The organism is Pseudoalteromonas sp. NEC-BIFX-2020_015 (assembly GCF_012952265.1).
In the GTDB taxonomy this organism is placed as follows: Bacteria; Pseudomonadota; Gammaproteobacteria; order Enterobacterales; family Alteromonadaceae; genus Pseudoalteromonas; species Pseudoalteromonas neustonica.
The window spans coordinates 251624-263854 of record NZ_JABCJL010000003.1 but is presented as its reverse complement, the minus strand read 5'-3'; the positions used below and the strand labels follow the sequence as shown (position 1 = coordinate 263854).

At 40.1% G+C, this 12231-nt stretch carries 9 protein-coding genes and 1 rRNA gene; 6 read left to right on the top strand and 4 right to left on the bottom strand.

Going from position 1 to position 12231, the window contains the following annotated elements; all coding sequences use genetic code 11:
• Positions 1–5 precede the first annotated feature (5 nt).
• The 4 genes from rrf (at position 6) to creD (ending at position 4123) form a co-directional block, all read left to right on the top strand.
• Positions 6–120, top strand: a 5S ribosomal RNA gene (gene rrf / locus HH219_RS04085).
• A 469-nt stretch (positions 121–589) separates the two neighbouring features.
• Entirely contained in the window at positions 590–1270 is a 681-nt protein-coding gene (locus HH219_RS04080) for a response regulator (RefSeq protein ID WP_169326707.1), read from the top strand.
• Positions 1257–2738, top strand: a complete 1482-nt coding sequence (gene creC, locus HH219_RS04075; protein WP_169326706.1) for a two-component system sensor histidine kinase CreC — start codon at positions 1257–1259, stop codon at positions 2736–2738. The genes HH219_RS04080 and creC overlap by 14 nt, the downstream gene beginning before the upstream one ends.
• Positions 2739–2815: 77 nt before the next feature.
• Positions 2816–4123 carry a cell envelope integrity protein CreD gene (creD, locus tag HH219_RS04070; RefSeq protein WP_169326705.1) on the top strand — a complete coding sequence of 436 codons (1308 nt, stop codon included), beginning with the start codon at positions 2816–2818 and terminating at the stop codon, positions 4121–4123.
• A gap of 74 nt (positions 4124–4197) precedes the next feature.
• Here creD and HH219_RS04065 read toward each other — a convergent pair whose 3' ends face one another.
• Positions 4198–5469 carry a LysM peptidoglycan-binding domain-containing protein gene (locus HH219_RS04065; protein WP_169326704.1) on the bottom strand — a complete coding sequence of 424 codons (1272 nt, stop codon included), beginning with the start codon at positions 5467–5469 and terminating at the stop codon, positions 4198–4200.
• 118 nt (positions 5470–5587) lie between these two features.
• A complete protein-coding gene (locus HH219_RS04060; RefSeq protein ID WP_054205796.1) occupies positions 5588–6457 on the bottom strand; it encodes a LytTR family DNA-binding domain-containing protein in 870 nt (289 codons plus the stop codon).
• Between the two features lie 197 nt (positions 6458–6654).
• Between HH219_RS04060 and HH219_RS04055 the strand changes: the two genes are divergently transcribed.
• The gene (locus HH219_RS04055) at positions 6655–7932 is read left to right on the top strand and encodes an acyltransferase family protein (protein WP_169326703.1); all 1278 of its coding nucleotides are present in this window, start codon (positions 6655–6657) and stop codon (positions 7930–7932) included.
• A 152-nt stretch (positions 7933–8084) separates the two neighbouring features.
• Positions 8085–9905 carry a choice-of-anchor I family protein gene (locus tag HH219_RS04050; protein WP_169326702.1) on the top strand — a complete coding sequence of 607 codons (1821 nt, stop codon included), beginning with the start codon at positions 8085–8087 and terminating at the stop codon, positions 9903–9905.
• 317 nt (positions 9906–10222) lie between these two features.
• Here the strand turns inward: HH219_RS04050 and HH219_RS04045 are convergent, their stop codons facing one another.
• The gene (locus HH219_RS04045) at positions 10223–11800 is read right to left on the bottom strand and encodes a PepSY-associated TM helix domain-containing protein (protein ID WP_169326701.1); all 1578 of its coding nucleotides are present in this window, start codon (positions 11798–11800) and stop codon (positions 10223–10225) included.
• Positions 11797–12066, bottom strand: a complete 270-nt coding sequence (locus tag HH219_RS04040) for a hypothetical protein (protein ID WP_054205799.1) — start codon at positions 12064–12066, stop codon at positions 11797–11799. The genes HH219_RS04045 and HH219_RS04040 overlap by 4 nt, the downstream gene beginning before the upstream one ends.
• Between the last annotated feature and the right edge of the window lie 165 nt (positions 12067–12231).

The following is a 12231-nucleotide window of genomic DNA, read 5'->3' as shown; positions in this document are numbered from 1 at the left end:
ATTTGCTTGGTGACAATAGCGTTTTGGACCCACCTGATCCCATGCCGAACTCAGTAGTGAAACGAAACAGCGCCGATGATAGTGTAGCATTTGTTATGTGAAAGTAGGTCATCGCCAGGCTCCAAATAAAGAAAGCCCGACTCACTGAGTCGGGCTTTTTTACGTCTGCAGGAAAGTGAAAAAGCGAGCAAGGTGCAAGGTGCAAGGTGGCCAGTGTCGCTCAGGCGTTCATCTGAAAGCAACACACCCCGATATATCGGTTGTCGCGATAAATCACGACCTACTGTTTTGCAATCAGCGTGCGGGTATTTTATTGTAAGGTCAGGCTTTAGCCTGAAGGCATATACAGTATTCCCCAGAGCCCCACATACTCTTTTCTCAACGCATTTTCATGTCACGATAAATCACGACCTACAATAGGTTGACAGCAAGGGACTATATTTTTTCAGGATAGCTTGGTCTCTTGAACAGTAAATACAAACTCCATAAGTGAACAGCAACTTGTGCAAATTATTATCTTTATTGACTGGGCTATAACTAACTGTAACTATTATGCCTGCTAATGAGGTTGTTAAGGGAAGTGGTCGATATGTCTTGTGTACAGGTTGTAATTATTGAGGATGAGAAAGCGATTGCTGATACGTTAATTCATACACTCGAAATGGATGGATTTAAAGTCGCCTGGTTTTCAACTGCTGGCGCGGGGCTTGAACATTTAAAAGCAATTAGTACTGATTTACTCATTTTGGATATTGGTTTACCCGATGCTAACGGTTTTGAGTTATGTAAGCAGATCCGAGAGTTTTCATCATTACCTATTATTTTTTTAACAGCCCGCAATGATGAAATAGATCGTGTAGTTGGTTTAGAGATAGGTGGTGATGACTACGTTACTAAGCCGTTTAGCCCTAGAGAAATGCTAGCTCGCGTGAAACTTCGTTTAAAACCACATCGTGTTTCGGCGCCACTGTTAGATTCCTTTCAAAGTAAACCTGTGCTTTATAGTGAAAACTACGATTATTATTATGCAAAGCAATCGCTTGGTCTAACTGCTTTGGAGTTTAAGGTACTCGATAAACTAGTTTCACAACCACGGCAGGTATTTTCTCGCGAGCAATTATTATCATCAGCTGAACTATGCCAAGAGAGTATGTATGCTCGTAATATTGATAGTCATATTAAAGCGATTAGAAACAAGTTACGCACAGCAGGTACAGATGAATTGATTCATACAAAACGTGGCTTTGGGTACTTTTATGAGCCCGTTTAAACAGATTACTCAAGGATTATCTCGATTTAAGCGCTGGCCTAAAATCCCTCTGGGGTTTAGATTATTTTTACTCTATTTTGTACTTGTTATATTAACAACTTACTTGGTTAGCTCTACTGTAATGCGCGAAATAAAACCAACGGTGCGTCAAGTAAGTGAAGAAACTCTCGTTGATATGGCTAATTTACTCGCTGTCATGGCCCGAGAAGATCTTGTTCAGGGTACATTGGTAGAAGGTAAGTTCGCTAAACAGATTAATTCATACGGCATGCGAGAGCCGAATGCAGCCATTTGGGGGATTAGCAAGCCTGCAATTAATCACCGTATTTATATTACTAATGCTGATGGAGTTGTTGTCCTTGATTCTTGGCAGCAAGATATAGGTAAAGATTTTTCGCGCTGGAATGATGTGTATCTGACATTACGAGGAGAATATGGTGCACGCTCTACAGCCTTGGATTCAAGTGATCCCCTTTCTACTGTGATGCATGTAGCTGCGCCGATTATCCATAATGAAAAAATCATTGGCGCTGTCACGGTAGCTAAAGCAAACCGATCGGTGCAACCATTTATTAATATGTCTAAGTACCGTGTATTAAGTTGGCTAGCGGTGATGAGTATATTGGCATTAATAGTAGGGGCTTTGATCGCTTGGCGGATCAATAGCGCTTTGTATAAGCTAGCTAATTATGCCGACAAAATAGGCCGGGGTGAAAAGGCCAATAAACCGACTTTTAGAGTATTTTATGAATATGGGTTACTCAGTGATGCACTTGAGAAAATGCGCCGTCAACTAGATGGTAAAAGCTATGTAGAAAACTATGTGCAAACTCTAACACATGAATTGAAAAGTCCATTATCAGCGATTAAAGGCGCGAGTGAGATCCTACAAACCCCGCTAAGTAATGATAAACAGCAGTTATTTGCTAGTAATATTGAATCAGAAACAGCACGAATGCAAAAGTTGATAGATAAGTTATTAGCATTAACGAAACTAGAACAACTTCCTGAACTTGAAAAGCGAGAAGTTATTTTTATAGCCCCATTACTTGAGGCAATAAAGGGTTCTTTTATAGCTAAAGCCACTAATAAAAATGCCCTAATAACAATTCAATGTGACTCTAGTATGCAGTTAATGGGAGACCGCTTTTTAATACAGCAGGCTCTTTATAACATTGTTGATAATGCGTTCGACTTTTTATTCGAAAGCGGTCAAATCAATATCTTCGTAGAAGTACATCAGCGCATGGTGAGTATTAAAATTAGCAATACGGGCTCTTGTATTCCTGATTATGCGCTGTTGCGCATTACAGAGCGCTTTTACTCACTGCCTCGTGCTAACGGTAATAAAAGCACAGGCTTAGGTTTAAATTTTGTAGAGCAAGTCATTAAATTACACAAAGGGGAACTCACGATAAGTAATATTGAACAAGGGGTTTTGGTTGAGATCACAGTACCAACTCCATAAAAGCTCCACTTAAGACCCACCATAACTCCACATAGCTTCGTTACCATGTATTTAAATAATACATGGAGCGAATATAGATGAAACAAAAAATAGAAACAAAATTGGTGATAATTATAGGTTTAATTGTCCTGCTACTTATCCCAATTTTTATGATCCAAAATTTAATAGATGAGCGAGCTGATCTGCAAGATCAAGTTCAAGCAGATATTGCAAAAAGCAGTAGTGCTGAGCAACAAATTATTGGTCCTTTTATTCATGCTGAATATATTGAAACCAGCACTCGAGATGGTAAAACTATAGATCATGTCGTAAGTGTTTTGCTATTGCCTGAATCACTGAATATAGACAGCACATTATCAACATTCGAAAAATACCGGGGCATTTATAAAGCTCTTCTATATCGTTCAAAAAATAGGTTTGATGGTGTGTTTGATACAGCGTCATTAAAACCATTAGCAGGCAAAAAAATAAAGCGGCTTAATCTTGTTATGGCCATTGCTGATATCCGAGGGATTGGGCAAGGCTCTCAAATAAGTATGAATGATCACACCTACAAATTGTTACCGGGTACGCAAATCGCACAATTACCAGAAGGGGTTCGTATTGAACTTGATTATGCAAGCATCATGGAAGCGCCTATTTTACCGTACCAAATTGACTTAAATTTGCAAGGTATGCGCAAACTTGCTTTAGCGCCTGTTGGCAAAGAAACCTCATTAACGATGCAAGCTGATTGGCCTCACCCAAGTTTTGTCGGCGACTACCTCCCAATTGAATCGAATATTTCACAGCAAAGCTTCTCAGCAAGTTGGCAAACAAATTATTTTGCCACGAACCTGCAGGAGTTATTTAACCATTGTTTATTTCAAAATGAATGTGCGCAATTTAAGCAGCGCAGCATGGGGGTTAATTTAGTTGATGGCGTAAATCATTATCTTAAAAGTTATCGCGCAAGTAATTATGCTTTACTCGTGATCTTACTGGTGTTTGCTAGTTTCTTTTTACTTGAGGTATTGCGTGGTGAGCCAATACACCCTGTACAATATGGTTTTGTCGGACTTGCTCTAGCTGTTTTTTATTTACTGTTGATTTCTTTAAGTGAGCATTTAGGGTTTAATCTGGCGTATCTTTTATCAGCTCTTTCATCCGCATTTTTACTCAGTATCTATGTTGCGGGCATGCTTAAAAATAGTAAACATGGTGGGTTTTTCTTCCTCGGTGTTGTGTTTTTATATGGTTTATTATTTGGCTTATTAAGTGCGGAAGATTATGCATTATTGATGGGCAGTGTATTGGTGTTTGCAGTACTCAGTTTGATTATGATGCTCACTCGAACCGTAAACTGGTATAGCACAAAGCCGCAAGCTGATAACGAGGTTACTTAAGTAACCTTCGCTCAAATAATAAAAGGGCTGATAATTTTATCGGCCCTTTTATGATTATTCAGAGTTCAGGTTTATTAACTCTTAGACAAAAATACAGTTAGCTTTTCGCCTATTTTTAAATGGTCGCTTGAGAGATTATTCCATTGTTTTAGTTTATTTATACTGACTTTGTAATGCTTCGCGATTTTCCATAAGCTTTCTCCCGATTTTACTTTATGCTCAATTTCTTGATCGGCAAGTATAGGGAGGATCAATTTACTCCCCGCGCGAATGCGGTTACTCGTTAGGTTATTAAATGCTTTTAATTGATTCACGCTGATCGCATAGCGTTTAGCTATCACACTGAGACTGTCACCAGATTGAATTGTATAATGCTGCCATTGACTGAAATCGTTACTTTTTTGACTTGCGAGCATGCTTTTAAATGCGGCTTGTTTATCTATAGGGACAACGATGTGCGGTGCATCAATAATAGCAGGAAAGCGGATCACGCCATTATTTAATGATTCTAGTTGTTGCCATTTATCTTTGTTATCTAAAATAACCGATCCCGATACAGGCACCACAGCAATAGCATTTTTATTTGGAATTACTGGAAATGCCATTTTCTGGCTTTTTAATAATTGCGCCGCAGCAAGTAATTTAGGTACGTACTGACTTGTTTGTTTTGGTAACTTTAAACTAAAAAAATCGGTCGGTTTTCCCTGTTTTTTATTGTTACGAATTGCCCTCAATACACGTCCTTCGCCTAGATTATAGGCCGCAACAGTGTGATACCAATCACCGTCAAAACGTAGATATAAATACTCCATAAAATCGAGCGCTGCGCGGGTACTATCTATGACATCCTGACGCCCATCGTACCAAGGAGATATGTGCACTTTAAAGTGCTTGGCAATTGCGGGAGTCAGTTGCCATAACCCTGAAGCATGTTTATGTGAATAGGCACTTGCATCAAAGTCACTTTCAATCAGCGGCATTAATGCCAATTCAATGGGTAACCCGCGTTTTTCGACTTCGTTTACAATATAGTAAAGGTAAGGTTCGGCTCGGCGGCTAATTTCATCCATATAGTTTGGGTGAGATAAATACCACGCTATGCGTTGCTGTACATCTGGGTGGCTTGAATTAGCAAAGCTTAACTGTACGCGAATACGTTGCCAAACATCATCTAGCGTTTGAGGGGCTAAAGGCGCTACCTGCTCAATCGCTTCACTTTGCTGACTAATAACGGAGCTTGGCTGTGCTGTAATAACTGTTTGAGGGGTTGGCTTTTCAGATGTGGTTTCACAGCCAGATAAAACAAAAATGAGCGGAAAAATGCCGATATATCGATTAGAAAACACGTATGAAATCACTCCTAAAATGTCGATGAGGTCAGCCTAGCTAAAAACGAACGCTAGCTGGAGAGTACTAACAACACTAATATTACTATGTTAATTAGCATCTTAACCAAAGTTGGGGTTAATTAATATTTAAGTGAGTTTTAAATTGATCTTTATAACGTCGGGATAAATTAAGTACCTTACCCGTGGTTAGTTTTATTTCACTATCGCCGCTAGATAATGGTGTGATCGATTCAACTGCATCTAAGCGAATTGCATGAGAGCGATGAATACGGCAAAACCCTTGAGATTCTAAATTACTGCTAAGCTGAGTTAATGTAGCACGAAGTGGGTAAATACGTTCTGCGCAGTGCAGGTTTACATAATTCCCAGATGATTCTAACCAGTCTATGTTGTTCACTTTAACGATAAACTCTTTACCGAGCTTTTTTACTAAAAAACGATCGAATTGGGTGGGGATAAGCTCTTCTTCATTATTTGCTAAAGTGGTCGCTTCCCCTATGATTTGAGCGAAAACATAACTAAATACTTTAATAACGACGATAAAAAACAAAAACGCCCACAGATCTTTGCGGTATTCATATAACAGCTCAAACCAATTCAGGCCAAAGTCATAAGCGCGCGCTTGTAGCCAATAGATAAGCTTGCGCAATCCAATCATCACCCCAACGTGCAGCACACAATAAAGTACAGATGCTGCAAAATATAAAGCGATTGAGCGGTTCACTGCTTGCCAATTAAAAGGATGGTGTTTTAGCAAGTATAAAAGAGCTGGTATGAGTAATAAGGTACTAACAGCGCTCGTGTATTCCCACACAAAAGGCTCCCACAACAGAAATGGTAATGCGCCATCGCGCTGCGCTTCCATAATTTGAGAGGTGGCGTTAATACTGTTGTTAATAAACACATACAATGCTAGAAAAATAGCGGCATACCATTTTTGGTAGTGTTGAAAGTGGTGTAGTTGAGCGCTATTTAATGTATGCATACTTTACAGAGTTATCGCAAAAATTATTCCAATAAGCTTGAGCATAGCAAGCAGGTAATAATAGGCAATACTTTTCATCGGCTACCGTCCCTGTGAGCCACCGCTTATCCCTACGTATTGTTTTATCAGCCTTTTATACTTGGAATTAAGATTATCTTCGCTACATTAATACACATATTAAGGTATGGATGTAAGTCATGGTCAAACAACTAAAAAATGGGCTAGGGAGTGTTTTTTCACCTTGGCGAAATGTGTTTAATCACTCTTGTGAAAGTTTACCGCGGCGCTATGAGCTCGATTGGCTAAGAGTGTTGGCATTTGGTTTACTTATTTTTTATCACACAGGTATGCTGTACAGCCAAAGCTGGGGTTTTCATTTCAAAAGCCAATATCTAAGCAGCGGTGTTGAAAATGCCATGCTATTACTATCGCCCTGGCGAATGGGACTGATTTGGTTTATCTCTGGCGTTGCACTGCGCTTCATTGCGGCGCGTTTGTCTTTTTGGGATTTTTTAGTTAGTCGCAGTATACTCATATTATTACCCTTGCTTGTTGGGATCTGGTTTGTAGTTCCGGTACAGCTGTATGCGCAAATGTCACAAGAAAGTGGTTTAACGCTGAATTATTGGCAGTTTTATCAGACATTTTTTGATTTATCACACCCGATTTTTAAAAATTATAGTGCCGGTATTTGGCCCCATGTTGATGTAAATCACCTTTGGTATTTACGCTCATTATGGCAATTTACCTTGCTGCTTGTGCTGATTTTACCTTTACTACATCTTTCTAAAGTTCAGGCTTTAATTACGTACTTGTGTGAGCAGTCACTGCTTATTATTTTCATTGTATTACTGTTGCCGCTTTGCGCGCTAAAATTGAGCTGGCCGAGTGATACGTTTCGTTATCCCATGGGCGCGTTGTTTTTACTTTATGGTTATTTACTTGCGTGGCAGCCAGTATTTTATAACCAATTACTGCGCTGTTGGCGGGTGTTGCTAGGGCTATTTATTGTCGGTTATCTATTAGTTGTTGCGGGCTATCATATTATTTGGCAAAACGCTGCATCTAGCCAATGGCAAATCACTAGCATGGACATGCTTTATACCACCCAGCGTTTACTTGGTGTAGTACTGATGTTAGCCCTCGCACAGCGTTTTTTGAATCGCAACCATCCGATACTTAACAAGCTTAATGGCGCCGTTTTCCCATTTTATATTTTACATCAAAGCGTGATCATCGCCTTGGCGTTTTGGTTTACGCCAATGCAATTGGGAGTAATCATTGAGCCTCTTGCTATCATCAGCCTTACTTTTATGATTTGTTGGTTTTTCTATGAAGTGATTAGCGGATTCGATGTTCTTTGCCCGTTGTTTGGTATAAAGCCTAGCGGGCAATACAGCAGAAAACTTCGCTTTTATGCGCGGTTGATTGGATTTGGGATTATTAGCCCGTTGATGTTGGTATTACTTATTTAGAAAGTGATTTAAGAAGTGATTTAGGGCTGAGTTAAGAGTTGCCCTGTATTATTAGTTGTCATAAAAAAACCATAAAACCGTAGCCCATTAGTCATACACATGTGATGCACTATGCCCCAATTAATTATTCAAAAAATTAAAAGGGTTTTTTCATGCTAAAACGTTCATTGCTCGCAATTTCATTACTTTGTGCTTTAACAGGGTGCTCGCTTGATGGCGACGACGGTTTAACTGGTCCGCAGGGAGAGCAAGGAGCTGCCGGTGTTGATGGTCAAAATGGAGTTGATGGGGGCGATGGCGCTAATGGTGAAAACGGCCAAGACGCGAATCGACTTTTAGATATTAACTTAGTTGGTCGCGCGGTACTAAATGCACAAAGCCCTGAAGGGGCAGCTGAAATTGTTGCTTATCAGGCTTCAAAAAAGTGGATTTATGCAATTAACAGCTCTGGTGATGTTGCTGTTGTAAATATTTTGCCAGCACAAAGCTTTGATAGCGCCGCCATGGTAAAAAATAATGAAGGCATTGTTACGGCAACTAATTTAACAAGCGCGATCACCATTACTTTAAATGATCACACCACCGGTGATGCAAACAGTATTGCAATTGATGAGAATAACCAGATCCTTGCTGTGGCGATGGCATCTAAAACGGTTGGTGAAGCAGGTTACATTGCCTTTTATAACATCGCAGGCGATGCCCCTGTTTTTATTAAAAATGTAATGGTTGGTGCATTGCCAGATATGGTGACATTCACCCATGACGGCAGCAAGGTAGTGGTTGCAAATGAAGGTGAGCCAGCAGGCGATTACAGTGTCGATCCACTTGGCAGTATTAGCATTATCAGTGTTAATAACGGGGCGATTGCAGATGCAGCTACAATGCTTGATTTTACAGCCTATAACGACAAACAAACAGAGCTAGAGGCACAAGGTTTTGTATTTGCCAATCCCACAGGGCGAACGATTAATGGCAAGGTTATTAATACAACGGTGGCAATGGATTTAGAACCTGAGTATGTCAGTATCTCCAAAGATAACCGCTACGCGTACGTGTCTATTCAAGAAAATAACGGCTTGGCTGTGGTTGATTTAACAGACAACAGCCTAAAATTGATGGGGCTTGGTTTTAAAGATTGGTCTAACTTGACCATGGATGCGTCAGATAAAGACGGCAAAGTTAATTTTAAGAAGTACCCAGGTTTATTTGGTATGTATCAGCCAGATACTATTTCCAGCTTTAGCTACAAAGGGGCAAACTTCATTGTCAGTGCAAACGAAGGTGATGGCCGAGAGTACTTTTTTGATGCAGCCAATGCCGAAGACTGTACAGCAAAAGGCGGTCTTGATTTTGACGATAAAGACGGCTGCTTGGCGTACGTTGATGAGTCACGCGCAAAAGATTTAACGCTCGCGGCGAACTTCTCTTATCTGAATAACGACAATGACGATATTGGCCGTTTAAAAGTAACCACAGTGAAAGGCGATGCAGATAACGATGGGCAATATGAGCAGCTTTATACTTACGGTGCACGCTCATTCACTATTTGGGATAGTAATGGCTTAGTGGTATTTGATTCTGGGGATCAAATTGAGCGCATTACCGCATCTATCCATGGCAGCGCGTTTAATAACGATGAAGATACCAATGAAGGCGATACCCGCTCAGATGCCAAAGGGCCGGAGCCTGAAGCATTAGCGCTGGGTAAAGTTGGCGAGCGTTTATTTGCGTTTGTTGGATTAGAGCGTATGAGTGGCATTATGGTATACGACATCACCAACCCATTTGACGTTAAATACACTGATTATTTTTATAACCGTGGCACGACAGAAGGGGCAGATATCACTGGTGATTTAGCGCCAGAGGGCATGGCATTTGTACCAGCTGAGCAAAGTGCGACAGGCAAAGCATTGCTGATTGTGGGTAATGAAATATCAGGTTCAATAGCAGTATGGGAAATTGCACTTAAGTAATTATTTAACTTAAAAATGGCGCACATACACAGTGCGTCCTTTTATTTTCTAGCGCGTAAAGGTGTTTACTGTAGGGTTATACTTTAGGTTGTCGCCATAAATGACGACCTACAATGTAGGACGTGCTTTAGCGCGAAAAGGTGTTTGCTGTAGGGTTATACTTTGGATTGTCGCCATAAATGACGACCTACAATGTAGGGCGTGCTTTAGCGCGTAAAGGTGTTTACTGTAGGGTTATACTTTAGGTTGTCGCCATAAATGACGACCTACAATGTAATGGCGTACTAAACAGTACGCCATTTTATTATGTGGTTGAGTTATTCCAAAATTGGTTTTGGCGTATCGTCAAATGGACTATTTTTCACCAAACCTCGGCGTTTGTATTGCGCTAAAGTAAAACAAAACCCCGCTACAACTAACAACATCGCATTGACTAAAACCACATCTAATAATTGGTAACTGTGCGTGGTGTGCCCAAAAATAGTATTTATAAGGTCGTAAATAGGGCAAATTGTAAATAGTAATGCTGCAACAAATAACTGTTGTACCATCGCTAAACGAACGCGCTGGCGCTGCATACTATTAAATATTGCATGTAATAAACTGACTCCAATAGCACAAAAGAACAAGGTAGGCAGTAGTTCGGTTCGATCCCAGCTAATAGGGGTAAGCCGTGCGCCAATAAAGCTGCAGGCTACGGCTATTAATGTTCCTGTTGAAAGTGCTAAGGTCATAGCTTTTACAAAAGCTAATCCTCGTTTACTTTGTTGGCGGTTATTTTCTCGCTTTTCTAGCCAAATAAGGTTGCCGGATAAAATTAAATAACAACAACTAAACCCTAAAATAAAGTACACAAACTTAAGCGTGATCCCACCAAACTCGCCAAAATGTAGATTACTTAGTGCAGTGTAAGTGGCTGCTGTAGGCGCTTGCTTTGAATTATACTCATCAATAAACGAGGCATCTTTAAGCTTATAAGTAAGGTATGTTGTGGGCACTAAACTGTTTTGCTCATGTAGCCTAACTTCTACCTCGCCATTTTCGTCTCCTGCACCATAAATGTTTATTATTTTAATAGCTTGGTTTGGGTACTGTGTTTGGGTTTTTTTGAGGATGACATCAACTTGGCTATTGTTTACAGCATTGCCAGAATATTCCACTTGAGGGAATTGAAAAAAGCCTGCCGTTTGTATTAAAGCAGGTATATCACCTTTAAAAACAGCAAAACCAAAACCTGCTTGTAGCACAATACTTAAATTAAACATAACCCCAGTCAGTGCAAAAACAAAGGTAAATGGCAGTGATGAAACACCAATTAAAGTATGCCCATCAAGGTAAGTATCTTTATTACGATTTGTACGGTATTGATAAAAATGACTGATCATTTTTTTCAATACCATACATAAACCAGACATCACCATCACAAAAAAGAGCAAGGTAATTACACCCACTATTTCAGTGCCATAAGGGAGTAATAAGCTGATATGTAAATTATAGAGCATGTCACTCAAATAAAAGGTATCAAGATCAAATGGTAGCTGCTGCCCTGTAACAGCATCAAAATTTAGCTGGTGGTCAACATGATGACCATCCGCAGTTTCAGTTTCGAACGCGGTGTAATAATAAGGTTGCTCTGCTGATGGTAGTGCAATTAATAAATTATGATGGGCAGGAATAGCAAAATTTTGAGCTGCGATATTATCTAGAATTGTTGATACAGGCACCACTTCACCCGAAGCGGCCGCAGGAGCATGATACTGGCTATCCCACTGTGTAATATTATGGCGGAAAAACGAAATTGAGCCGCACACAAATACAATCATTAATACGCCAGAGATAATTAACCCAAGCCACGCATGAGCATGTGTAAGGTTTTTTAAGGTCTCTTTATTCATACTGTTGGCCCCGTAGCAGTTAAAAATACGCCAATGAAGATAATAATGGTTGGAATGGCCGCCTTAGCAGCTCTTAACCATGCTTGTTTATTTGTATTTGCACCATAGCACCAAGTCATCACGCCAGCCCATGCTGATAAAGCGAATACCAATCCAAGCGCTAAAATAAGCCCGACTAATTGAGGGAATATTAAGCTAATGATGCTTGGCACCAGTATCATTACAATTAAGCCACTTAACATTCCGGCAAATGTTTTATGCCACATGAGTTGCTCCTAATAAGTGAAATACCGCCGCGAGGCAGCAAAAAAAACCAACGCTTGGCCAAGCCCATTTAGGTCTGTGCGAGAGTAAAAAAACAGGAGCAGGAATAAAAAACATAAATAAAATGAATACGTAAAGAAGCGCAATAAAAATGCCTGTATTAGCAA